At 62.8% G+C, this 22,287-nt stretch carries 19 protein-coding genes and 1 tRNA gene; 10 read left to right on the top strand and 10 right to left on the bottom strand.

The window, feature by feature from the left end; genetic code table 11:
* Window positions 1–39 precede the first annotated feature (39 nt).
* Window positions 40–116, bottom strand: a tRNA-Arg gene (locus tag ACIQUG_RS09495).
* Between the two features lie 367 nt (window positions 117–483).
* On the opposite strand from ACIQUG_RS09495, the gene ACIQUG_RS09490 reads away from it, so the two are divergent.
* From ACIQUG_RS09490 to ACIQUG_RS09480, 3 genes are read left to right on the top strand one after another with little or no spacing between them, the layout of a single operon-like run.
* Window positions 484–2,028, top strand: a complete 1,545-nt coding sequence (locus ACIQUG_RS09490; protein WP_402320127.1) for an ArnT family glycosyltransferase — start codon at window positions 484–486, stop codon at window positions 2,026–2,028.
* 45 nt (window positions 2,029–2,073) lie between these two features.
* On the top strand, window positions 2,074–3,078 hold the full coding sequence (locus tag ACIQUG_RS09485; RefSeq protein ID WP_402320124.1) for a UbiA family prenyltransferase: 1,005 nt from the start codon (window positions 2,074–2,076) through the stop codon (window positions 3,076–3,078).
* Window positions 3,078–3,830 carry an HAD family hydrolase gene (locus tag ACIQUG_RS09480; RefSeq protein ID WP_402320122.1) on the top strand — a complete coding sequence of 251 codons (753 nt, stop codon included), beginning with the start codon at window positions 3,078–3,080 and terminating at the stop codon, window positions 3,828–3,830. The genes ACIQUG_RS09485 and ACIQUG_RS09480 overlap by 1 nt, the downstream gene beginning before the upstream one ends.
* On the opposite strand, the gene ACIQUG_RS09475 is transcribed toward ACIQUG_RS09480, so the two are convergent.
* From ACIQUG_RS09475 to ACIQUG_RS09465, 3 genes are read right to left on the bottom strand one after another with little or no spacing between them, the layout of a single operon-like run.
* Window positions 3,814–4,842, bottom strand: coding sequence for an NAD-dependent epimerase/dehydratase family protein (locus ACIQUG_RS09475; RefSeq protein WP_402320119.1), 1,029 nt, complete (start codon window positions 4,840–4,842; stop codon window positions 3,814–3,816). The two genes, ACIQUG_RS09480 and ACIQUG_RS09475, sit on opposite strands and share 17 nt — an antisense overlap.
* Before the next feature lie 35 nt (window positions 4,843–4,877).
* Window positions 4,878–6,344, bottom strand: coding sequence for a GMC family oxidoreductase N-terminal domain-containing protein (locus tag ACIQUG_RS09470; RefSeq protein WP_402320116.1), 1,467 nt, complete (start codon window positions 6,342–6,344; stop codon window positions 4,878–4,880).
* Window positions 6,310–6,705, bottom strand: a complete 396-nt coding sequence (locus tag ACIQUG_RS09465) for a hypothetical protein (RefSeq protein ID WP_402320113.1) — start codon at window positions 6,703–6,705, stop codon at window positions 6,310–6,312. Before ACIQUG_RS09465 ends, ACIQUG_RS09470 begins: the two co-directional genes overlap by 35 nt.
* A 192-nt stretch (window positions 6,706–6,897) precedes the next feature.
* Here ACIQUG_RS09465 and ACIQUG_RS09460 point away from each other — a divergent pair, with 192 nt between their 5' ends.
* Window positions 6,898–7,341 (top strand): GtrA family protein, encoded by a 444-nt coding sequence (locus tag ACIQUG_RS09460; protein WP_402320110.1) that lies wholly within the window; start codon window positions 6,898–6,900, stop codon window positions 7,339–7,341.
* Window positions 7,342–7,408: 67 nt separating this feature from the next.
* On the opposite strand, the gene ACIQUG_RS09455 is transcribed toward ACIQUG_RS09460, so the two are convergent.
* The 3 genes from ACIQUG_RS09455 to xylF form a co-directional block, all read right to left on the bottom strand.
* Window positions 7,409–8,194: an ATP-binding cassette domain-containing protein gene (locus ACIQUG_RS09455; RefSeq protein ID WP_402320107.1), complete on the bottom strand. Its 786-nt coding sequence runs from the start codon at window positions 8,192–8,194 to the stop codon at window positions 7,409–7,411.
* A 12-nt stretch (window positions 8,195–8,206) separates the two neighbouring features.
* On the bottom strand, window positions 8,207–9,532 hold the full coding sequence (locus ACIQUG_RS09450; protein ID WP_402320104.1) for a sugar ABC transporter permease: 1,326 nt from the start codon (window positions 9,530–9,532) through the stop codon (window positions 8,207–8,209).
* Between the two features lie 226 nt (window positions 9,533–9,758).
* On the bottom strand, window positions 9,759–10,796 hold the full coding sequence (gene xylF / locus ACIQUG_RS09445) for a D-xylose ABC transporter substrate-binding protein (RefSeq protein WP_402320101.1): 1,038 nt from the start codon (window positions 10,794–10,796) through the stop codon (window positions 9,759–9,761).
* 346 nt (window positions 10,797–11,142) lie between these two features.
* Here xylF and ACIQUG_RS09440 point away from each other — a divergent pair, with 346 nt between their 5' ends.
* Together ACIQUG_RS09440 and ACIQUG_RS09435 are read left to right on the top strand one after the other, a co-directional pair.
* On the top strand, window positions 11,143–12,369 hold the full coding sequence (locus tag ACIQUG_RS09440) for an ROK family transcriptional regulator (RefSeq protein ID WP_043611672.1): 1,227 nt from the start codon (window positions 11,143–11,145) through the stop codon (window positions 12,367–12,369).
* Between the two features lie 117 nt (window positions 12,370–12,486).
* Window positions 12,487–14,847, top strand: a complete 2,361-nt coding sequence (locus ACIQUG_RS09435; RefSeq protein ID WP_402320098.1) for an EAL domain-containing protein — start codon at window positions 12,487–12,489, stop codon at window positions 14,845–14,847.
* An 86-nt stretch (window positions 14,848–14,933) separates the two neighbouring features.
* Here the strand turns inward: ACIQUG_RS09435 and iolG are convergent, their stop codons facing one another.
* Window positions 14,934–15,926 (bottom strand): inositol 2-dehydrogenase, encoded by a 993-nt coding sequence (gene iolG, locus ACIQUG_RS09430; protein WP_034793914.1) that lies wholly within the window; start codon window positions 15,924–15,926, stop codon window positions 14,934–14,936.
* Window positions 15,927–16,263: 337 nt separating this feature from the next.
* Here iolG and ACIQUG_RS09425 point away from each other — a divergent pair, with 337 nt between their 5' ends.
* Window positions 16,264–16,518 (top strand): hypothetical protein, encoded by a 255-nt coding sequence (locus ACIQUG_RS09425; RefSeq protein WP_402320093.1) that lies wholly within the window; start codon window positions 16,264–16,266, stop codon window positions 16,516–16,518.
* Between the two features lie 3 nt (window positions 16,519–16,521).
* Here ACIQUG_RS09425 and ACIQUG_RS09420 read toward each other — a convergent pair whose 3' ends face one another.
* Window positions 16,522–16,971: a hypothetical protein gene (locus tag ACIQUG_RS09420; RefSeq protein ID WP_402320090.1), complete on the bottom strand. Its 450-nt coding sequence runs from the start codon at window positions 16,969–16,971 to the stop codon at window positions 16,522–16,524.
* 75 nt (window positions 16,972–17,046) lie between these two features.
* Window positions 17,047–18,018, bottom strand: coding sequence for a LysR family transcriptional regulator (locus ACIQUG_RS09415; RefSeq protein ID WP_043611663.1), 972 nt, complete (start codon window positions 18,016–18,018; stop codon window positions 17,047–17,049).
* A 287-nt stretch (window positions 18,019–18,305) separates the two neighbouring features.
* On the opposite strand from ACIQUG_RS09415, the gene chvE reads away from it, so the two are divergent.
* The 3 genes from chvE to mmsB all read left to right on the top strand — a co-directional run bounded on the left by chvE (window position 18,306) and on the right by mmsB (window position 22,214).
* Complete coding sequence (chvE, locus tag ACIQUG_RS09410; RefSeq protein WP_034793892.1) at window positions 18,306–19,373, top strand: multiple monosaccharide ABC transporter substrate-binding protein; 1,068 nt, start codon at window positions 18,306–18,308, stop codon at window positions 19,371–19,373.
* A gap of 97 nt (window positions 19,374–19,470) precedes the next feature.
* Entirely contained in the window at window positions 19,471–21,006 is a 1,536-nt protein-coding gene (mmsA, locus tag ACIQUG_RS09405; RefSeq protein ID WP_402320086.1) for a multiple monosaccharide ABC transporter ATP-binding protein, read from the top strand.
* Entirely contained in the window at window positions 21,006–22,214 is a 1,209-nt protein-coding gene (mmsB, locus tag ACIQUG_RS09400) for a multiple monosaccharide ABC transporter permease (protein ID WP_043611659.1), read from the top strand. The genes mmsA and mmsB overlap by 1 nt, the downstream gene beginning before the upstream one ends.
* Window positions 22,215–22,287 lie beyond the last annotated feature (73 nt).

Genomic DNA, 22,287 nt, shown 5'->3' with positions numbered 1-22,287 from the left:
CAGTTCGTTTAAAGGCGAACAGTCTGGCTGAAACTTAAATGGCGCACCCGACAGGATTCGAACCTGTGACCTTTGGAATCGGAATCCAACACTCTATCCAGCTGAGCTACGGGTGCATCCGTTTGGCGGCAGGGCCGCCGAAGCAGGCTGTGAGCGGTTCTTAGCCTAGCTTGCGCGTCGCTTCAATGGTCATTGCAAGAGATTGTGGTAGAAACAGCCATCCTGTGCCTGCGTTGTGATCGCGGCGCATCGCTTCGGGCAATGGCGCCGGGCGATAGCCAACCCAAATGATGGGATCACCCACCCGATGTAGCTAGAATTGGTCAGGCGAACCGCCTTGCGACGAGGGGCCGTGCGTTATAAATTCGTCATTATAGATAATTCTAAATTAAGATACCCAGTGCTCAAGTAGGCAAGCGTTCCAGTAACCTAGTGCTCTAGTACCCAGTGCTCGCGTAATTGCTTCAGGCGAGGGGGCAGGTTTTGGTCAACCGATATCTCACGACCGGCGAACCGGCGTTGGAGAGGCTGCGCTCCGATCCCGTATTGATGTGTCTGGTTGCGCTCGCGGCCGTGCTTTTCGTGCTGAACACCTGGAACGGTATCGGCATCCTTCCGGATTCGACGCGTTACATGCAGATCGTCAGCACGCCCTATGACGCGCCGCTTTACGCGTGGATGCTGGGTGCCGGGGGATCCCTTGGATTTGCGCTCGAGCATGTCGCGCTCGGCATCGCCTTTCTGCTTTATCTTCTCAATACCTGGCTCGTCGTTTCGCTGTTCAGGACGGCGCTGCCGGACCAGCCTTTCTTCGTGACCGTCGGAACGCTTTTGATCATCGTCAATCCGACTTTCCTCTGGACGAGCACGATCGCGATGTCGGAGGCGCTGTTCCTGGCGCTGACGTTTCTCGGCACCCGTTTCTTCATACGCTACATGCGGGGCGAGGGGCGGGGACCCTTGCTTGCCTCATCCGCCTGCGTCGGGTTTGCCATGCTCGCTCGCTTCGTGGCGCCTCCGGTGGGGGCAGCGTTTGCCACCATCGCGCTCTTCTACAATTCGGCGCGGTCTCTTCGCCAAAGGCTCTTCGATGTCGCCCTCCTGTTCGTCGGTAGCGCCGGTATCTTTCTTGCCTGGGTGATCGTCAGCAAGCTGCTCGTCGGACGGTCGGTCGGCCGCGCGCTCTGGTTCTATGGCAATGCCGATGCCGATCGCTGGCTGGGCGGGCTGTCGCTTCTGGCGAGCTTTCTCCTGCCGAGCCAGGTGCCGCAGGTGATCCGCATCCCGGTGCTGCTTCTCGCGCTCGTCGCGGCGACGGTTGTCCTGGTGCAGACGCTGAGGCGAAACTGGCCCGAACGCCGGCCGGACGACCGCGATCTGATGACGCTCATCTTCGGCCTGTTTGGGTATTTCTACCTGCTGTTCGTCGTGCTCGCCGTGCATGTGGAGGCGAACCTGCAGCTCAACACGCGCTACTCGCTTCCCTTCTATGTCGCCATCATCTTCGTCCTGGTGATTGCAGCGGCAGACTATTGCGGTCGCGTCGATGCCGCACCCGTCGTCCGGCGTTCGCTGGCGCTGATCCTGCTCTGCCTTCTTGCCATCCACGGACTGCGCAGCACCGCCCAGACGGCGGAAGCCTTTCGCGAAGGGGTGGGGTTTCAGAGCACGGCCTGGAAGTCGTCGCCGATCGTTCGCGCGGTCAGGGCGTTGCCGGCCGATGCGGTCATCTTCACCAATGCCTGCGACCCGCTCAATTTCCTGACGCGCCGCTCGACGGACTGGATACCATCCCATAGCGAGCGGCGCACCGGCCTTGAAAGCGATGCCGGTCCGCTCGACCGGCAGCTCGAGCAGTTTCGCGAGGATATGGCGCAGAAGAATGCCTATGTCGTCTTCGTCGATGCGATCGACTGGCGTTTTTACCTGGTGACGGAGAAGGAGCTCGTCAAGCTCGCCAAGCTGAAGCTTGTCCGCTCCGAAAGGGATGGCCGTATCTACCAGGCGTCGGACATCAGCGTGCGATAGGCGCGCGGAAGCAGGAGTGCGTGGTCTCTAAGCAAGGAGAGGGACATGCCCGCAAACCAGGAAAACACGACACGCGTCGACACGCTCGGTGGTCAGCCGCAAGGACAAGCGGGCGACTATCTGTCGCTTGCCCGGTTTGACCACGTCACCAAACATGTCTTCATCCTTCCCGGACTGATCCTCGCTCTGGCGCTCACCGAGCCGGATCTTTCAAGTCTGATCGTCAATATCCCGGTCGGGCTCTTGAGCGCCGTGTGCATCGCATCCTCGAACTATGTGATCAACGAATGGCTCGACCGGGAGCGGGACGCGGCGCATCCGGCGAAGTCGAAGCGTCGGGCGGTGGTCGTCGAGATGCGACCGGGGATCGTCTATGGCGAATATCTGCTTCTGGCCATCGGCGGCTTGCTGCTCGCCGCCGTCATCGGCAAGCTGTTCTTCGTCACCTCGGTGCTCTTCCTGATTTCGGGCATTGTCTACAACGTCGAGCCGATCCGGGCGAAGGACAAGCCCTATCTCGATGTGCTGACGGAATGCCTCAACAATCCGATCCGCTTCCTGCTCGGCTGGGCAATCGTCGACCAGGTGACCTTGCCCCCCATCAGCGTGCTTGCCGCCTATTGGATGGCGGGCGCCTTCCTGATGGCGGCTAAGCGGCTCGGTGAGTATCGCGACATCGCCGCCAATGCGGGCATTGCCGTCTTGAAGAGGTATCGGCGGTCGTTCGAGTACTACACGGAGGAGAGCCTGACCGTTTCCTGCTTCGTCTACGCGATGATGACGGCGTTTTTGCTGGGGGTCTTTCTGGTGAAATACCGGGTGGAATACATCCTCGTCTTTCCGTTCATCAGCGGGCTCTTTGCCGTTTATCTCTGGCTTGCCACCCGCCCGGGGTCGGTGGTGCAGCGGCCGGAGCGGCTGTTTCATTCGCGCCGGCTGGATGTCATGCTGACCTTGACGGTCATCGTTTTCCTATTCGCAAGCTTCGTCGACGTGCCGGTGCTGGACTTCATGGCCGCTTCCTTCCTCGTCCCTATATCGTCGCTCTGATGGTGGGCGATAGGCTGCCGAATGGTCCGGTGAACTGGGAACGGGTGCGTCTCGTCGTGTTTGATCTCGATGGCACGCTTTACGAACAGCGGCGGCTGCGGGCGCGAATGCTGCTGCGGCTGCTTGCCGACGCGGCACGCACGCGCAGCCTCGACACGCTTCGCATCCTCCGCGCCTTTCGCGACTGCCGGGAAGAGCTCGGGGATGCGCTGGCGACCGGCGTGACCGCCCGGCAATACGAGCTGACCGCCGAGCGGTGCGGGCGTTCGCCGGAGACGGTGCGAAAAACGGTCGAGGAATGGATGGAGCGCCGGCCGCTCGATCTTCTCCCGGGCTGTCGGTGCCGCGATGTCGAGCGCGTGTTTGCCGGCCTTGCGGCGCAGGGAAAAACGCTTGCCGTTCTGTCGGACTACCCGGCACTGGAGAAACTGAAAGTCCTTGGTCTTGGCGCCGACATCGTCGTCTCCGCCATGGACTCGGAGGTCGGCGTCTTGAAACCGCATCCGGCCGGCCTTGCCCATGTGCTCGGCCGCGCGCAGGTGCCGGCAGAGGCCGCGATCATGATCGGCGACCGGGTGGAGCGCGACTGGGCCGTGGCGCAGAGCCACGGCATGCGGGCCCTCATCCGCAGCGCAAGGCCGATAGCCGGCGTCGATACGTTTCGCGGTTATGACGACGAGGTCTTCTGGCCGGTGACGGAGCCGAAGCCGGTGGGCGCGCCAGCGCCCCGCTCGCTCACGACATCATCTTGAGCAGCCAGAGCGCGCCTTGTTTGAGGGGCGCGCGGTGCGGGCTCTTTGCCGTGACGGCAGAGGCGACCTTCGCGCTCTGCCGATACCAGTCGTAGCTCTCCTGCAGCATGGCTTCGTTGGAGTATTTCGGCCGCCAGCCCATGGCAAGCAGAGGCTCGACGTCGAAGTAGCATTCCTTGTGGTAGGTAAGGTAGTGCCAGGGCACAAGCGGCGAGACCCTCAGCCAATGCAGCGCCCGCAGCGTGTTGATGGTGGCGGCAGTCGGCAAACTCCGGACTTTCGAAGTGCTGCCGGCGTAGCGGATCAGGGCCTCCAGGTCGTGACGCAACGTGCCGAAGCGGTCGGTGCCGACATTGTAGGTACCGCTCCGGCCGGCCTTGAGCGCCAGCATGTAGAAATCCATGAGATCATGGGCGTGGACGAACTGGAACTTGATGTTGCCGGAGCCGATGACATAGACGGCGCGGTTTTCGCTGATCCACTCGAAGAGGATCTGGAAGATGCCGAGCCGGCCGCCGCCAAGGGTCGCCCGGGGGCGGATGGTGATCAGGGTCATATCGGCGGCTGCGCAGATGGCTTCGGCGACCTCTTCGCCGGCGCGCTTCGATTTGCCATAAGGCTCCACCGGACGAAGCGGGGTCGCCGCGGTAATCGGGCCGGAAGGCGGGATGCCGTAGGCGGCGGTCGAGCTGACATGGATCAGCGACCGGACGCCCGCTTTTGCGGCTTCTTCGCAGACGATGCGGGTCCCCTCGACATTGACGTTCCAGTAGTCGCGCCCCGCATCCGTCTGCGCCACCAGTGCCGCATTGTGGTGAACGACGTCGACGTCGCGCATGGCGGCGCGCACTCCGTCGCGGTCGAGCACGGAGCACTTGACGAACTCGATATCCGCCGGGCGGGAACTGTCCTCCCAGAGGTCGAGCACACGCACCTCGTCGCCGTGTTCGCGCAACCGTCGTGCTGCGAGGTTGCCGATGAAGCCCGATCCGCCGGTAATGAGATGTCGCATGTGTCCCTCCAGCCCCTGTCTGCGGGAATGTCCGATCAGATCGCCCGATCCTCGAGCGCGCGTGTGACGTTGCGATGCGCGACGGCCATCACCGTTCCTTGCGGATTGACGACCGTTGGCCCACACAGAAGCGAAGCGTCGGCGATGTAGAGATTGTTGGCGCCATGCACGCGCCCGAACGAACTCGCCGCGCATTTTTCGGCATCCTCGCCCATCGGGCAAGAGGAGAAGAGGTGAAGTGCGGTGGCGTTTGCCTGCTTCGGAGGAAGCGTTTCGGGAAGCTTGGCGATATCGGCCAGCGATTTCAGCACGGGATAGCCCGGAATGCTCGGATAGACCGCAAGGGCGCCGGCAGCAAAGAGAACCTCCGCGAGGCGTGCGAGGCCGACGGCCAATTCCTTCAGGTCCGAAGGTTGAAGGCCGACCCGCACCAGGGGATCGCGAAAGCCGGGCAGGGATCTTACCTTGCCGGATCCGCCGGTGCTCTGCACGTAGTAGATCGCCATGCGCCGCCAGTCCCGGTCGACCGCGTCGATCATCTCCGGATGCGCCGCCATGGCGAGCGCCAGGGCCGGCCGCTTGCTCATCGAGCAGCCCATGCTGAAGCGTGGGTCGAATTCCTTGATCTGGTGGACGGGTTCGAGTTCGCCAGGGGTGTTGAGCTCGTCGGGGAAGACCGCCACCACCTTCAGCATCGGATGGAAGCGCAGGCTGTCGCCGACATGACGGGTGATACCGGAGCGGCGCAGCAGCCACGGGGTCTGCACCGCGCCGCCGGCAACGATGACGGCTTTTGCCTTCAGCTCGATTTGGCGCGCCCCCGCCGCCCCCTTGCTGCGCGCATGCACGGTCCATTGCCCGTTCGCATGGGTAAGCTTTGTCGCGCAGGTATCGGCCAGCAGCATGCCGCCCGCGTCGAGGAAGCGCGGCACGAAGGTTGCCGACATCGATTGCTTTCGGCCCGGGGATCCGCCGGACCCGGCGGCGTAGGCATAGAGGCGCGGCACTTCGAGCGAAGACCAGCCGAGCCGCTGCGCACCCTCGTCGAGCCGCGTCGACAGCTGCGGTGCGGGGCCAGGCAGGTATTCGACCCGGGCGACCGCCTCGCAGGCGTCGAAATGCGGAGTCAGATCTTCGAGTGTCAGCGCCTCGACCCGATAGTCGCGGCTCCAGCGGTCGAGCACCGCCTGGGGCGTGCGGTGGTAGAGGCCTCGGTTGATCTCGCTGCCACCGCCGACGCAGCAACCCTCGACATAGGCGATCTTGGTAGCGCCGAAGCCGATGTTGATGCCGGCATTGCGGTACTTCTGAAGGATTTCCTCGCGGGAGAAATGCGGTGCAGACTCGAGCGCCAGATGCGGACCTTCCTCGATCATCAGCACGGATTTGCCCGCTTCCGCGCAGCGGGTGGCGGTCACCGCACCGCCCGGGCCGGAGCCGATGACGATGATGTCGGGGGCGAGCCTCTCAGGGGCCAGCCGGTGCTCCGGTAGCAGGTTCATGCTGGTAATCCTGGCCGTAAAGGTCTGAGTAAATACAGAATAATGCCAATGACATATGGAACTCGACGAAGCGCCGCCGGAACTCGAGGCGGGATTGCCGCCATTTGTCGAGTTCGCTCAGTCGGTCGTCGAGCGAAAGTTGATGAAAGAACTTGCCTCTGCGCAGCAGTGGCCAGGCATTGAAAAGAAGCACGAGACTATGGAAGGGCGGACGCAGATAGTCGGGCATCTGACGATGAACTTTCAGCAGGAACTCTGCCGCACGGACGCCCAGGGCGCCCCGGCTGTCATCGGTGGCCCCGCGTTCATGGGCGATCGTCTCGCCGAGCGCCAGGATGGCCTGCTGAAAGTGATGCGGCATGCCCGAGCCCCGTTATCAAGCAGCCGCCTCGAAAGGCGCCTGATGCTGTTTTGATGAATACGGTTGTCTGCTCTTTACTGCCTGTATTTCTAGCTGCTCTTATAAGCAAAAGCTACTAAAACGTTGTTCTCGGCCAGGCGGCGACCACCTATGCGCCAGTCGCTGGACGTCGCTCGATGCGAAAGGCACCGGATGAGACGCCTTCTGGATATGACCTTTGTTCGCTATTTCGCCTGCGGCTGCATCGCGGCGAGCCTGCAGGTGGCCACGCTCGCCGTCCTGGTCGAGACGGCGCGGCTCGAACCGGTCTTCGCGTCCACCATCGCCTTCTACTTTGCCGTCGTCGTCAACTATTGCCTGCAGCGGCGCTTTACCTTCCGATCCGACGCACCGCACCTGAAGGCGTTGCCGAAGTTCGTGGCGGTGTCGACCTTCGGCGCTGGAATAAACGCGGTTGCTTTCCTGCTGCTATCGACCGTCATGCACTATCTCGCTGCCCAGGCGCTGGCACTGCTCCTGGTCTTTTCGGTGAACTATGCGCTGAGCCGGATGCTGATTTTTCGTACTGGCAGCGTTGGCGAAGCGGGCGGCACGGAGCCGGCCCGTGCGGCGGGGCGAGCCTCATCGGGCAAATAGAAACGCCGCACCCGAGGGCGCGGCGTCGTTGAGAGCGTGGTTTGCGGGATGAAGCCGACAGCTTGGCCTACGCCACCTGCATGGCGCCGGGGCCGGGGATCGCCTTGGGCGGGACCTTGCCCATGATGATCATGCCGAGCACCTCGTCCTTGGTGACATCCTCGGTGCGGGCCTGGCCGACGACCTGGCCGTTCTTCATGACCGACACGCGATCGGCGAGGTCGAAGACGTCGTGGATGTCGTGGCTGATCAGGAAGATGCCGATGCCTTCGCGCTTCAGCTGCTTGATGAGATCGCCGACCTGGGCGGTCTCCTGCGGCCCAAGGGCTGCCGTCGGCTCGTCCATGATCAGGATGCGGGCGTCGAAGAGGATCGCGCGGGCGATCGCCACCGACTGCCGCTGGCCGCCCGAAAGTGCCTTCACCGGTTCCTTGAAGCGCTGGAAGTTAGGGTTGAGGCGCCCCATGACTTCGCGGGCCTTGGCCTCCATCGCCACGTCGTCGAGCGTGCCCCACGGCGTGCGCAGTTCACGGCCGAGATAGAGGTTGGCGGCGGCGTCGACATTGTCGGCGACGGCGAGCGTCTGGTAGATCGTCTCGATGCCGTATTTCTTGGCGTCGCGCGGGTTGTTGATGTCGGCGGCCTCGCCATTGATCAGGATCTCGCCGCCGTCGCGCTTGTAGGCGCCCGAAAGGATCTTGATCAGGGTCGATTTGCCGGCGCCGTTGTGGCCGAGCAGGGCCACGACTTCGCCGGGGTAGAGGTCGACGGAGGCGTTGTCCACGGCGTGGATGCCGCCGAAGGAGATGGAAATGTTCTTCATTTCCACAAGCGGAGTGCGTTGGTCTTTCATGGATCGTACTCCTTACTTGGCGCGGGCGCGGTAGACGGTGTCGAGCCAGACGGCGACGACGAGGACCACGCCGACGACGATGCGCTGGAACGGACTGTCGATCCCCAAGAGCACCATGCCCGACTGCAGGGATTGCATGACGAGCGCGCCGATCATGGCGCCGGCAATCGTGCCGACGCCGCCGGCAAGCGAGGTGCCGCCGATGACGGCTGCGGCGATCGTATAGAGCTCGTCGAGTTCGCCCTGCGCGTTGGTCGCGGCATTGAGGCGGGCGGTCGAGATCGCCGCGGCGATGGCGCAGAGGATGCCCATCAGCGTGAAGATCTTGACGGTAACCCAGCGGGTCTTGATGCCGGCGAGTTCGGCCGCTTCCGGGTTGCCGCCGAGCGCAAAGACATAGCGGCCGAAACGCAGGCGGGTGGCGATGAAGGTCATGACGATGCCGACGGCGATCGCCATCAGCACCGGTATGGCGATGCCGTGCGAGATCATGAGACCGCCGTCCGGCCAGGCGATGCCGTTGGCGTCGGCATATTTGCGGGCAATGTTGGTCGGCCAATAGTAGCTGTTGGCAACCGCGATCGCGCCGAGCACCAGGATACAGCCGAGGATCGCCAGGAAGTACTCTGCCCAGATCGGGCGCAGCGGGAAGCGGAAGCGCTTGCGCTGCTTGCGCGAATTGAGGATGGCGGCAACGATGGCGATGCAGGCGAGGATGCCGACGATCCAGCTGGCCGTTGCGCCGATCGAGCCTTCTGTGCCGCCGCCCATCAGGCGGAAGGTGGCGTTCATCGGCGCGACTGTCTGACCGCTGGTGACGAACCAGGTGGCGCCCCGCCAGACGAGAAGGCCGCCGAGCGTGACGATGAAGGCGGGCACATTGAGGAAGGCGACGATCGAGCCCTGCAGCGCGCCGATGGCGGCGCCGACGGCGATGCCGCTCAGAAGGGTGATGATCCAGATGGCCGGATGTTCGAGGCCGAGATATTGCGGCAGAAACTTCGCCTGCATGACCCCCATGACCATGCCGCAGAAGCCGAGCACGGAGCCGACGGAGAGGTCGATGTTGCGGGTGACGATGATCAGCACCATGCCGGTCGCCATCACGGCGACAGAGGAGGTCTGAACCGTCAGGTTCCAAAGGTTGCGTGGCGTCAGGAACAGCCCGCCGGTCATGATCTGGAAGCCGACCCAGATGATGACGAGCGCGCCGACCATGCCGAGCAGCCGGGTGTCGATCTCGGTGGCGCGGAAGAAACGTTTTACCGGGTTCTCGTCCGCTGTACGGGCGCGATTTGTCTGTGCGCCCTTTGTGTTGCCTTGTGTGATGTCGGCCATGGACGTGCCTTCCCCCCACTTATGTTGTTGATGTCATCGCGTCAGTGGCACCAAGAGCCCAAATGGACGCGACAAGTCCGGTGCGACGGCAGAAACCGAGCCTGCGTGCTGATTGTTGCGGTCGCGGAAGCGGTATTGTCCGCCGCGTCCGCACCTTGCGCAAGCGCCGCAACGGGTTGCGTTGCGGCGCTTGTCTTTTGTCAGCGCTCAGTTCTGCTGGTGCGGCTTATTTGCAGGCCGCGACGTCGCCCTTGACGCCCTGGCAGGCTTCAGCCTTGGAGATCCAGCCCGCGTCGATGACGACGTTCAGGTTGTCCTTGGTGATCGGCAGGGGAGCCAGGAAGACCGACTGCATGGCGACGCCCTTCGGACCGCCGTTGAAGGTGGTGACGCCAGAGACTTCTTCCATCTTCTTGCCACCGGCAAGTTCGACGGCGACTTCTGCGGCGCGCTTGCCGAGTTCGCGCGAGTCCTTCCAGACCGAAACGGTCTGCGTGCCGAGCGCAACGCGGTTCAGGGCCGCCTTGTCTGCGTCCTGGCCGGAGACCGGAACGGAGCCAGCCAACCCTTGAGCGTCGAGGGCAGCGATTGCGCCGCCCGCGGTGCCGTCGTTGGAGGCGACGACCGCATCGACCTTGTTGTCGTTGGCGGTCAGGAACTGCTCCATGTTCTTCTGGGCGTTTTCAGGCTTCCAGCCGTCGGTATAGGCCTCGCCGACATTCTTGATCTTGCCGGCGTCGACGGCTTCCTTCAGCACTTCCATCTGTCCGGAGAAGAGGAAGTCGGCGTTCGGGTCGGAAGACGAGCCCTTGATGAAGACGTAGTTGCCTTCCGGCTTCACCTTGAACACTTCGCGGGCCTGCATGCGACCCACTTCCTTGTTGTCGAAGGTGATGTAGAAGGCCGCCGGGTTTTCGATCAGGCGATCGTAGCCGACGACCGGAATGCCTTCGGCAGCGGCCTTTTCGATTGCCGGGCCGATGGCGTCGCTGTCCTGGGCAAGCACGATCAGTGCATTGGCGCCCTGGGCGATCAGCGATTCGACGTCGGTCAGCTGCTTGGCGGCGGACGACTGTGCGTCAGCGGAGATGTACTTGTCGCCCGAGGCTTCGAGGGCTGCCTTGATGGCGGCTTCGTCGGTTTTCCAGCGCTCTTCCTGGAAGTTGGACCAGGAAACGCCGACGACCAGGTCCTTTGCCTGGGCAACGGAATGCAGGGAAACGATGACGGCAACGCCTGCCATCAGCTTCAAAACGGATTTCATTTCATCCTCCCGAGTGACGGCCGGCCGAGCGTGCGAACCTCCCGCACCATCCTCTGCCAGCCTTAGACGCTGTCGTAGATCGTGCCGCTACACCGTGCGGAATTATTTTCTCGACAGTCGAGAAAATGAATGTCATGGATTTTTGAGGCTGTCAACACGGCGTGAAAGCGTCGGTTGCGGCATCAACAAGGTGCTCCGCGAGCGGTCGTGTCCGATGTTTCTCGACCGTCCCGAAAATCGGTGCCACAAGGCTGTCGACAAGGTGTTCGGCGCCTTGTCTTGCCGGTCAACAGATGCTTTGGGAGGGGCATGTGTTCGAAGGATCCGCCACTGACAGGGACGTCTCATGCTGACCAAGTCCAGCACTGAGCTCGTGCGTCAGCAAAACAGCGCGTTGGTCCTTGCGGCGCTCCGGCGGTCCGGCAATCTTTCCCATACGGAAATCTCTTCCGAGACCGGGCTTGCCTCGGCGACCGTTTCGGCGATCACGGCGGAGCTGGAAAAGGCCGGCGTGCTCGCCAAGGCCGAGCAGCAGGTCCAGGGCGGGCGCGGGCGTCCCCGGGTGCTGTTCACGCCACGCCGCGATCACGGCCATCTGATCGTCGTCCGGATCTCGTCCGACATCGTGCAATATTCGCTGGTCGATTACGGCGGCACGTTGCTCGACCGCTTCGACGAGACCCGAAACCACGACGAGCGCGGTACCGCCCCTTTCGCCCGGGCATTCGTCGATGCGCTCGAGCGCCTGCTGCAACGGTCGAGACTGGAGCGCAGCCAGGTGCTGGCTGTCTCAATCAGCAGCAAGGGCCTGGTCGACGGCGCGTCCGCGCGGCTCTTGTGGTCGCCGGTGTTCGGACGGGAGGAGCTCGATTTCGCCGCGCTGCTCGCGCCGGACTGGCGGGCGAAGGTCATGCTCAGCAACGAAACCCTTCTGGTCGCGCAGGCACTTGCCGCCCAGGCGGAGCGCAAGCCGGAGAGCGGTTTTCGAGCGCTGGCGGCGATCTCGCTCGGGCACAGCATCGGGCTCGGGGTCGCGCGCAAGAGCCAGAGCGGCGAGATGGACGTCAGCGCGCCGAATTTCGGCCACATGCTGCACATGCCGTCGGCGGGCCTTTGCCGCTGCGGCGCCTATGGCTGCATCGAGGCGGCGGCCGGCTTCTACGGCATCCTGCGCGCAGCCTTCGAAGTGCCGGCCGATACCATTCCCGCCAAGTTCGTACCGGTAACGGAACTCGACAAGATCGCCGCCAGCGCACGGCAGGGCCACCGCATGGCCGGCTACGCCTTTCGCCAGGCGGGCATCGCGCTCGGCAACGGCATCTCGCGCATGTTGAGCCTCTATGAGCGGATGCCCGTCCATGTCACCGGACCGGGCCTGCGCTACTTCGATCTGATGCTGCCGGGGATCGAGGAGGGGCTCGCCCAATCGATGCAGATCCGGCTTCAGGGGGCGCCGGAAATCACCGTCGTTGCCGATGAGCAGCGCCTGGTTTTCGAGGGGCACCTGGCACGGGCGCTCGGCGCGATCGATGGCGATACCGCCAGCGTCGGCGCATCCGCGATGCACGGTTGAGGCGAATTTTCGGCGCAACCATTTTTGGGGTTGTGCCGAAGGTGAACAATTCCAGCGATGCAATTTACAGTTATTTAGCGACTCCTTGTCAAGGTGGGCCTGACGCGGGAGACGATTATGTTTTCAGTGATTGCATGCATACGCGACGATCATGACTGGCGCCTCATCCTGGTTGCCGCGATCGTCTGCCTGGCAGGCAGCGTCGCGACGATGCTGCTCCTGTTGCGCGCGCAGCGAAGCGAAGGCAGCCAACGCGGTTTGTGGATCGCGGCCAGCGGCTTTGCCTGCGGTATCGGCGTCTGGTCCACCCATTTCATCGCCATGCTCGCCTATGATGGCGGCGTTCCCGTCGCCTATGGCGCCTGGGGCACGCTCTTCTCGGTAGCCGTGGCGATCGCAGCGTCCTGGCTCGCCTTTGCGATCGGTCTTGCCGGGCGCTCGCATCTTTCGATGACCTGCGGCGGCCTGCTGCTCGGCGCCGGCATTGCGGCGATGCACTTTACCGGCATGCGGGCGATCGAGATCCAGGGGCATATTTCTTACGATCCCGAAACGACGGTCTCCGCCGTGCTCGCCGGGACGATGCTGGCCGGGGCCGCGCTCTACGCCTTTCAGCTCTTGCGTGGCGTGCGGCGCATGGTCGTTGCGTCGCTGCTTCTGGTCGTCGGCATCTGCGCGCTGCATTTCACTTCGATGAGCGGCATCACGCTGGTGCCCGAGGCCGATGTCGCCGTTGCCGATACTATCCATCCCGCCTGGCTTGCGGGCGGCGTCATTGCCGCTTCGACGACATTGATCGTGCTCGCCTTCGGCGCGCTCTTTCTCGACCGGCACCTGACGGACCTGCGCGGGCTCGCCAATGCATCGCTTGAAGGCATGGCGATCGTCTTCAATGGCGTGATCGTCGAGGCGAACGAGCGGTTTTGCGATCTGACCGGACGAAAGCTGTGGGAGCTGTCGGGGCGGGGCCCAGGAGAGATTTTCGTCTTCGGCGATGAGGGGCTTGAAGGCCACAGGCGCGGCGACGGTCCTGGCGAAATCGAACTTCTGAATACCGATGGGAAAACGATCCCGGTCGAGTTCATGTGCCGGACGATCGAGTATCGCGGCCGCGAATGCGAGGTGATCTTCGTGCGCGATTTGAGAGCGCGCAAGGAAGCCGAGCGCACCATCGAGCATCTCGCGCATCACGACGCGCTCACCGATCTGCCGAACCGCGCCTTCTTCGACCGCAGGCTGGCCCAGACGCTGGCGGCGGCGGCTGCGAGAAACGAGGAGCTGGCGATCCTCTGCCTCGATCTCGACCGCTTCAAGGCGGTCAACGACATCTTCGGCCACGGCGAGGGCGACCGCATCCTGAGGAAGGTCGCCGATATCCTGCGGGCGGCCGTCGGCGAGCAGGATACGATCGCCCGGCTCGGCGGCGACGAATTTGCGATCATCCAGGTGGGCGGCAGGGAGCCGGAGGCGGCGCGGCAGCTGACGGACCGGATCCTGGCGCTGTTTGCCGCCGAGATGGACACCAATCGCGACCCGACCGCCGTCGGCGTCAGCATCGGGGCTGCGATCTTTCCGGCCGACGGGCAGACGGCGGATCAGTTGCGCAACAATGCCGACACGGCGCTGTACCGCGCCAAGCAAAGCGGCAAGGGCATCGCCTGCTTCTTCGACCGGGAGATGGACGAGGCAGTCCGCACCCGCCGCCAGATCGAAAACGACCTGCGCCATGCGGTGCTTCGCCGGCAGTTCTTCCTCGAATACCAGCCGTTGGTCGAGGTCCAGAGCGACCGGGTCATCGGCTATGAGGCGCTTCTGCGCTGGGAGCATCCGCAGCGCGGGCTGATTGGCCCGGATATTTTCATCCCCATCGCCGAGGAGAGCGGCTCGATCATCCAGATCGGCGAATGGGTGCTGGAGCAGGCCTGCACGGAGGCGGCGAAGTGGAACGAACCCCTGCCGATTTCCGTCAACATTTCGCCCGTGCAATTCCTGTTGCCCAATCTTTTTGACCAGGTTGCGAACATCCTGCGCCGCACCGGCCTTGATCCCTGGCGGCTCGAGCTCGAGATCACCGAGGCGGCGCTGATGCACAATCGCGAGGATGTGCTGGCCGTGCTGGTGCGTCTGCGGGTGCTTGGCGTGCGGATCGTCATGGACGATTTCGGCACCGGCCATTCGTCGCTCAGCAACCTGCAGACCTTCCCCTTCGACAAGCTGAAGATCGATTGCAGCTTCACTGCGGCGCTGGAAAAGGACCCTTCGGCGCAGGCGATCGTCCGGGCGATCATCGCGCTTGGCCACAGCCTCAGGCTTGCGGTGGTCACCGAGGGCGTCGAAACCGAACGGCAAAGACAGATCCTCGCGGAGGAGGGCTGCCTGCAGATACAGGGCTTCCTCTCCGGTAGGCCGGGGGCCGCCCCCAGTACCGGCCAGGAAACCGCGCGCTGGGAGAAGGTGCCGGCGCGCGCCGACGGCTGAAGCGGCTACGACCGGGCAGTGTGGATAGGAAAAGGCCGGGCGCATAACGCCCGGCCTTTTCATTTGATCGTCTGTCGGCCGAACGCTCAGGCGACGCTGATCTGGCGCTTCTCGACGACCGACTTCACAGCCGCATCGGCAAGTGCGAGGGCCGCGAGGCCGTCCTTGCCCGATGGCGTGATTTCCGCGCCCTTTTCGATCGCGGCGATGAAGCTCTCGATCTCGTTGGCATAGGCTTCGGTGTAGCGGGTCATGAAGAAGTCGTGCAGTGGCGGGCGGGTGTAGCCGTCGCCATTGGCGATCTCGATCGAGACCGGGCGCTGGTTCTCGGCCGAAGCCACGCCCTTCGAGCCGTGCACTTCGATGCGCTGGTCGTAGCCGTAGGTGGCGCGGCGGGAATTGGAGATGATCGCCTGCTTGCCGGACGCCGTCTGCAGGATGACCGAGACGCTGTCATAGTCGCCGGCTTCGCCGATCGCCTTGTCGACGAGAACGGCAGCGGTTGCCGTGACCGAGACCGGCTCTTCGCCGAGCAGGAAGCGGGCCATATCGAAGTCATGGATGGTCATGTCGCGGAAGATGCCGCCCGAGCGCTTGATGTAGTCGACCGGCGGGGCGCCCGGATCGCGCGAGGTGATCGTCACCATTTCGACGTCGCCGATCTTGCCGGCGTCGATCGCCTTCTTCACGGCCATGAAATGCGGGTCGAAGCGGCGGTTGAAGCCGACCATCAGCTTAGCCTTGGTCTCGCTCACGACCTTGAGGCAGGCCTTGACGCGCTCGGCGTCGAGATCGACGGGCTTTTCGCAGAAGATCGCCTTGCCGGCGCGGGCGAAGCGTTCGATCAGGTCGGCATGGGTATCGGTCGGCGTGCAGATGACGACGGCGTCGATGTCCTTGGCCGCTTCGATCGCTTCGATGGTGCGGACCTCGCAGCCATACTGCTTGGCGATGGCATCGGCGGCGGCGGGGAAGGCATCGGCGACGGCAACAAGCACAGCGTCCGGATTGCCGCTGACGGCTTTCGCGTGAACCTTGCCGATGCGGCCGGCGCCCAGAAGACCAAATCTGACTGTCATCTCTGTTTCTCTCGAATTCCGGTTCGCGACCGGGAAGGGGCGTGATGATCGGCGCTCATCGCGCAAAGGCGCCGCGGAACGCTGCTTCCGCGAATGGGTTGGAGAATTGCCACGAAAGACCGCGCGTTGGAACGCTGCGCCAGCGCCTCTCCCTTGATGCCTCCGTTTCCACTCGGTCACTTCTTTCATTTGGAACGAAGTCGCCGATGTGGATTATTTCGGAATTTTTATTCCATTTTTATTGTGCCCGTCAAGGGGAGTCGGAGGCCATGGCCTTGCCGTCCGCGACGAATTTCCCCTAAATGGGACGCACGCGACAAGGCCACCAGAGGACAGAATGCTCAAGTTCATCGACCCGGACCATCCCTTCTACCGCCCACTGTGGATCCGCCTTCTGATCGTGGGCTTCTGCGGCGTCTGGACAGTGGTCGAATTCCTGGGCGAGCAGACGATGTGGGGGATGATCTTCCTCGCGGTCACCGCCTATGCCTCGGCAGCGCTCCTGGTTTTCTACAAGCCGAGCGAGAAGGGCGTCGAGAAAGCTGGGGGCGAGGGGCAAGGCAAGGGCGACGGGAGCGACGCTGCCGCCTGAGGTTCACGGCGCCGGGTTGATGGCGCGCATCTGCTTTGCGGCTTCGTCGATCAGCATGTTGGCGAGCTTCATGCGCACGGTGGCATTGGCACGGAAGGCGGCCGGTAGCCGGTCCGGGTGGTTCAGGGCCGCGAAGGCCCGCCGTTTTGCCGCAAGGGTCATTTGCGTTTCGCCGTCGACAAGCGCCAGTTCCTCGGCCACGTCGGCAAGCGTCGTACGGCTGAGATAATTGGGCATGACCGGTGGCGGCGGCGGCTCCACGAAAGACGCATCGAGATAGGCGCGCTCGACGGCGCCGAAGGCAGCCGAGCGGGCGCTTTCGGCCGCAAAAGTGTTGTCGAATGCCGGGGCATAAGGCGTGGCGACACGCGTCGCTTCGGCCGGTGCCGATTCGATATCCTCTTCCGATTTCAGCCGCTCGAGCACCGACTGAAAGACTGACATTCCAAACATGACGTCTCCGATCACCTTGCAAAATGGCAGGCGGAGATTATCCCGGGCTGATCAGCGTGATTATGCCCGGGCTGATCAGGCGCGGCCCTGCTTCAGGATCAGGTCGTAGAGCAGCTTGGCGCTCGGCGGCAACGCGCGTCCCTCGGCCGTGATCAGCCCATAGGGTTTGATGCGGATCGGGATCTCGGTCTTCAGGATGCGGATTTCCCCGGCCGGCGTGCCGTTGCCGGCAATCAGGTTGGCGACGTCGAGCGCCACTGGTGCAATTGCGTTTGTGTTGCGCACGATCGACAGCGTCAGGATGATCGACGAGGTGTTGATGACGGTCGCCGGCAACCGCACCCCGGCCGCGACGAAACTGTCTTCGACCGCGCGCCGCAGAAGCGTGCCGGGCGGCTGGAATACCCAGTCATAGGAGGGCAGGTCCTCGGCGACGACCATGGGCTTGTCGAGCAGCGGATGGCCGTCGCGCACGATCAGGCAGACCTCCTCGTAGCCGATCTCCACCATGTTGAAGAGCCGCGGCGGCTGGTCGTCGGGGATGCGGCCGATGATGAAGTCGTGCCGGGCGGCGAGCAGTTCCCTTGCCAGCACGTTGCTGTTTTCGATCTGGACGTTGATCTCGATGCCGGGATAGGCGGTCATCACCTGGCGGATGGCGGGTACAGCGAGGTTGAGAGCCGGGCCCGTGACAGAGCCGAGCGAGACCGAACCGCCGCTGCCGGTCTTCAGCTCGTTGATCTCGCGCGATGCCTCCCGCAGCTCCAGAAAGATGCTGCGCGCGCGCCGCGCCAGCGCTTCGCCATAGGGCGTCAACAGGACGCCGCGCGCCACGCGTTCGCACACCGGCGCCTTCAGCATGGTCTCGATTTCCGAGAGCATGCGCGATGCGGCCGGTTGCGAGATGCCGAGGGCGTCGGCGGCGGCGCTGATACGGCGGTGATCGTCGATCGCGAGAATCAGGCGGAGGTGGCTGATCTTCAGGCCCGAGCGGAAAAGCGTCGAATCGACGAGTTCGCCGGCGGTGCTCGGTTTCTGATCGCGCATTTCAACCTCTGCGTTTTTTTATTTGATTTTCAGGGATTTTCAAAAATCACACTGTTTGCGCTCGATATATCATTTTTGGTATGTATTCAAAGCAATATTGTATTTGACAGTTATATGGTTTCATTCCAGTTTTTGCTTATGTGCCAGCGCATGTAGGAGCATGCGAGGCGGGGAGGCCTCTCCTTCACCTTGACCGCAGCCGGAGACGAAGATCTCGGGCGGCGGATTGCTGCGCATAGACGGAAAGGCTCTCGCCTGCCGGCTTCAACTTTTTTGGGAGAGAACTGATGAAATTGATGACTTCGCTTCTCGCAGCCGCCGCGATTTCGATCGCGTCCTTCGCTGCACCGGCATTTGCGCAGGACAAGGGCACGGTCGGCATTTCCATGCCGACGAAGACGTCGACCCGCTGGATTTCCGACGGCGAGACGATGGAGAAGCTGTTCAAGGAAGCCGGCTACACGCCGGACCTGCAGTTCGCTGACGACGACATCCCGAACCAGCTCGCCCAGATCGAGAACATGGTGACCAAGGGTGCCAAGGTTCTGGTCATCGGCGCCATCGACGGCACGACGCTTTCCGACATCCTGCAGAAGGCTCATGACGCGGGCGTGAAGGTCATCGCCTATGACCGTCTGATCCGCGACTCGGGCAATGTCGACTACTACGCCACCTTCGACAACTTCCAGGTCGGCGTGCAGCAGGCAACCTCGCTCGTTCAGGGCCTCAAGCTCGACGGCGCAACCGAGCCCAAGAACATCGAACTGTTCGGCGGTTCGCCTGACGATAACAACGCCTTCTTCTTCTACGATGGCGCGATGTCGGTCCTGCAGCCGCTGATCGACAGCAAGAAGATCGTCGTCAAGTCCGGCCAGAAGGGCATGGACCAGGTTGGCACGCTGCGTTGGGACGGTGCCGTTGCCCAGGCCCGCATGGAAAACCTGCTGTCGTCGAACTACACCGACGCCAAGGTCGATGGCGTTCTGTCGCCTTATGACGGCCTGTCGATCGGCATCATCTCGGCGCTGAAGGGCGTCGGTTACGGCTCGGGCGACATGGCAATGCCTGCCGTCACCGGTCAGGACGCCGAACTGCCGTCGGTCAAGTCGATCCTTGCCGGCGAACAGTATTCGTCGATCTTCAAGGACACGCGCGAACTCGCCAAGGTCACCGTCGGCATGGTCAACGCGATCATGGAAGGCAAGGAGCCGGAAGTGAACGACACCAAGACCTATGACAACGGCGTCAAGGTCGTACCGTCCTACCTCTTGAAGCCGGTTGCCGTCGACAAGTCCAACATCAAGGACGTGCTGGTTTCCTCCGGTTACTACACCGAAGACCAGATCAACAACTGATCTTTTTGAGCGTGAGGGCCCGTGCATGCGCGCGGGCCCTTTTATCCAGATGACGGAGCCGGTACTCTCTTGAAGACTGCCGCTGGAATGACTGAACATGGACAATATCATTCTTGAAATGCGGGGCATCACCAAGACGTTTCCGGGCGTCAAGGCGCTGGACAATGTCAGCTTCAAGGTCCGCGAAGGCGAGATCCACGCGCTCGTCGGCGAAAACGGCGCCGGCAAGTCGACGCTGATGAAGGTGCTGAGCGGCGTCTATCCCGCCGGCACCTATGATGGCGAGATCCACTATGGTGGCGAAGCCCGCCGCTTCTCGACGATTTCCGACAGCGAAGACCTCGGCATCATCATCATTCACCAGGAACTGGCGCTGGTGCCGCTGCTGTCGATCGCCGAAAACATTTTCCTCGGCAACGAGATCGCCAGCAACGGCGTGATCCACTGGCCGCAGACCTTCGCCCGCACACAGGAACTCTTGAAGAAGGTTGGCCTCAGCGAGAGCCCGGCAACGCTGATCACCGACATCGGCGTCGGCAAGCAGCAGCTGGTCGAGATCGCCAAGGCGCTATCGAAGAAGGTGCGGCTGCTGATCCTCGACGAGCCGACCGCCTCGCTCAACGAAACCGACTCCGATGCGCTTTTGAAGCTCCTGATGGAGTTTCGCACGCAGGGCATGACCTCGATCATCATCTCGCACAAGCTGAACGAGATCCGGAAGGTCGCCGACCAGATCACCATCCTGCGCGACGGCGGCACGGTCGAGACGCTCGACTGTCACAGCGAAGACATCGGCGAAGACCGGATCATCAAAGGGATGGTCGGCCGCGCCATGGAAGACCGCTATCCGCCGCGCGAACCTGATATCGGCGAGACGCTGCTCGAAGTGAAGAACTGGAACGTCTTCCATCAGCAGCACCGCGATCGTCAGTTCCTGCACGACGTCAATTTTACGGTGCGCGCCGGCGAGGTCGTCGGCATTGCCGGTTTGATGGGGGCAGGGCGCACCGAAACGGCGATGAGCCTCTTCGGCAAGTCCTGGGGGCACAAGATCACCGGCGACGTGAAGATGCGCGGCAAACCCGTCGACGTCAGCACCATTCCGCGGGCGATCGATGCGGGGCTTGCCTATGTCACCGAGGACCGCAAGCAGCTCGGCCTTGTGCTGATCAACAACATCAAGGAGAACACGACGCTCTCCAACCTGAAGGCGGTGGCCGCGAACGGCGTCATCGACGATCGCAAGGAAGCGAAGGTCGCTTCCGACTATCGCTCGAAGCTGCGCATCCGCTCGCACTCGATCTATCAGGAAACGGTCAACCTTTCGGGCGGCAACCAGCAGAAGGTCGTCTTGTCCAAATGGCTGTTCACCAATCCGGAAGTTCTCATTCTCGACGAACCGACACGCGGCATCGATATCGGCGCGAAGTATGAGATCTACACCATCATCAACCAGCTTGCCGCCGAGGGTAAGGGCATCCTGATGATTTCATCGGAAATGCCGGAGCTGCTTGGAACCTGCGATCGCATCTACGTCATGAACGAGGGCCGCATCGTCGCGGAGCTTTCGAAGGCGGAAGCGAGCCAGGAATCCATCATGCGTGCCATCATGCGTTCAGGGGAGAAACACTAATGGTCGCCGATACGAGCACCCAAAACAACAAGCCCTCGATCGGGGACTACCTCAAGAACAACATCCGCGAATACGGCCTGCTGGTCGCGCTCGTCGTGATCATGCTGTTCTTCCAGTTCGTCACCAATGGCGTCCTGTTCAAACCGGTCAACATCACCAACCTGGTGCTGCAGAACTCGTTCATCGTCATCATGGCGCTCGGCATGCTGCTGATCATCGTCGCCGGGCATATCGACCTGTCGGTCGGCTCGATCGTCGCCTTCATCGGCGCGATTTCGGCGATCATGCTGGTCAAATGGGGCCTGCCGGCCATCGTCGTCATCCCCGCCTGTCTGATCGTTGGCGGCATCATGGGGGCGGCGCAGGGCTACTGGGTCGCCTACCAGAAGATCCCGTCCTTCATCGTGACGCTGGCCGGCATGCTGGTCTTCCGCGGGCTCACCTATGTGGTGCTCGGCGGCCGCCCGATCGGTCCGTTCCCGAAGGAATTCCAGCTGCTGTCGACGGGCTTCGTTCCGGATTTCCTCTATTTCCTCAACCCGGCGCCCGAGACAATCCAGAACATGGTAGCGCTCGTCGCCGTCATCGCGCTCGTCGGCTACGCGATCTATGCGGGCATTCGCGACCGCAAGATCAACGAGCAGCACGGCACGGAAAACGAGCCGTTCATCTTCTTCGCCGTGCAGATGGCGGTCATTGCCGCCGTGGCGCTCTTCATCGGGTTCCAGCTTGCGACCTATCGCGGCCTGCCAAACGTGCTGATCGCCATGGCCGTGCTGATTGCGCTCTACACCTTCATCACCACCCGTTCGACGATCGGCCGCCGCATCTATGCGATGGGCGGCAACGTCAAGGCGACGAAGCTTTCGGGCATCAACACCGAGCGGCTGACCTTCTACACCTTCGTCAACATGGGCGTGCTGGCGGCACTCGCCGGCATGATCATCACCGCCCGCCTCAATTCGGCAACGCCGAAGGCCGGCGTCGGCTTCGAGCTCGACGTCATCGCGGCCTGCTTCATCGGCGGCGCCTCGGCGTCGGGCGGCGTCGGCAAGATCATCGGGGCTGTCATCGGCGCCTTCATCATGGGCGTGATGAACAACGGCATGTCGATCATGGGCATCGGCATCGATTACCAGCAGCTGATCAAGGGCCTCGTGCTCCTCGCTGCGGTGTTCTTCGATGTCTACAACAAGAACAAGGGTTGAGCGGAAAGCCATAAGACCCGGCGTAAACCAGTAACATTCACCGGCAGCCGCGGCTGCCAGGATCGGCGGATTG

Origin of the sequence: Ensifer sp. NPDC090286 (assembly GCF_044769565.1) — a bacterium.
Classification (GTDB): domain Bacteria; phylum Pseudomonadota; class Alphaproteobacteria; order Rhizobiales; family Rhizobiaceae; genus Ensifer.
This window is presented reverse-complemented; position numbering and strand designations above follow the sequence as displayed.

Bases quoted from the DNA above. Each gene is read 5' to 3' on its own strand.
- ACIQUG_RS09485 (WP_402320124.1), top strand. From the start codon at position 2,074: ATGCCCGCAAACCAGGAAAACACGACACGCGTCGACACGCTCGGTGGT.
- ACIQUG_RS09480 (WP_402320122.1), top strand. From the start codon at position 3,078: ATGGTGGGCGATAGGCTGCCGAATGGTCCGGTGAACTGGGAACGGGTG.
- ACIQUG_RS09475 (WP_402320119.1), bottom strand. From the start codon at position 4,842: ATGCGACATCTCATTACCGGCGGATCGGGCTTCATCGGCAACCTCGCA.
- ACIQUG_RS09470 (WP_402320116.1), bottom strand. From the start codon at position 6,344: ATGAACCTGCTACCGGAGCACCGGCTGGCCCCTGAGAGGCTCGCCCCC.
- ACIQUG_RS09465 (WP_402320113.1), bottom strand. From the start codon at position 6,705: ATGCCGCATCACTTTCAGCAGGCCATCCTGGCGCTCGGCGAGACGATC.
- ACIQUG_RS09460 (WP_402320110.1), top strand. From the start codon at position 6,898: ATGAGACGCCTTCTGGATATGACCTTTGTTCGCTATTTCGCCTGCGGC.
- ACIQUG_RS09455 (WP_402320107.1), bottom strand. From the start codon at position 8,194: ATGAAAGACCAACGCACTCCGCTTGTGGAAATGAAGAACATTTCCATC.
- ACIQUG_RS09450 (WP_402320104.1), bottom strand. From the start codon at position 9,532: ATGGCCGACATCACACAAGGCAACACAAAGGGCGCACAGACAAATCGC.
- xylF (WP_402320101.1), bottom strand. From the start codon at position 10,796: ATGAAATCCGTTTTGAAGCTGATGGCAGGCGTTGCCGTCATCGTTTCC.
- ACIQUG_RS09440 (WP_043611672.1), top strand. From the start codon at position 11,143: ATGCTGACCAAGTCCAGCACTGAGCTCGTGCGTCAGCAAAACAGCGCG.
- ACIQUG_RS09435 (WP_402320098.1), top strand. From the start codon at position 12,487: ATGTTTTCAGTGATTGCATGCATACGCGACGATCATGACTGGCGCCTC.
- iolG (WP_034793914.1), bottom strand. From the start codon at position 15,926: ATGACAGTCAGATTTGGTCTTCTGGGCGCCGGCCGCATCGGCAAGGTT.
- ACIQUG_RS09425 (WP_402320093.1), top strand. From the start codon at position 16,264: ATGCTCAAGTTCATCGACCCGGACCATCCCTTCTACCGCCCACTGTGG.
- ACIQUG_RS09420 (WP_402320090.1), bottom strand. From the start codon at position 16,971: ATGTTTGGAATGTCAGTCTTTCAGTCGGTGCTCGAGCGGCTGAAATCG.
- ACIQUG_RS09415 (WP_043611663.1), bottom strand. From the start codon at position 18,018: ATGCGCGATCAGAAACCGAGCACCGCCGGCGAACTCGTCGATTCGACG.
- chvE (WP_034793892.1), top strand. From the start codon at position 18,306: ATGAAATTGATGACTTCGCTTCTCGCAGCCGCCGCGATTTCGATCGCG.
- mmsA (WP_402320086.1), top strand. From the start codon at position 19,471: ATGGACAATATCATTCTTGAAATGCGGGGCATCACCAAGACGTTTCCG.
- mmsB (WP_043611659.1), top strand. From the start codon at position 21,006: ATGGTCGCCGATACGAGCACCCAAAACAACAAGCCCTCGATCGGGGAC.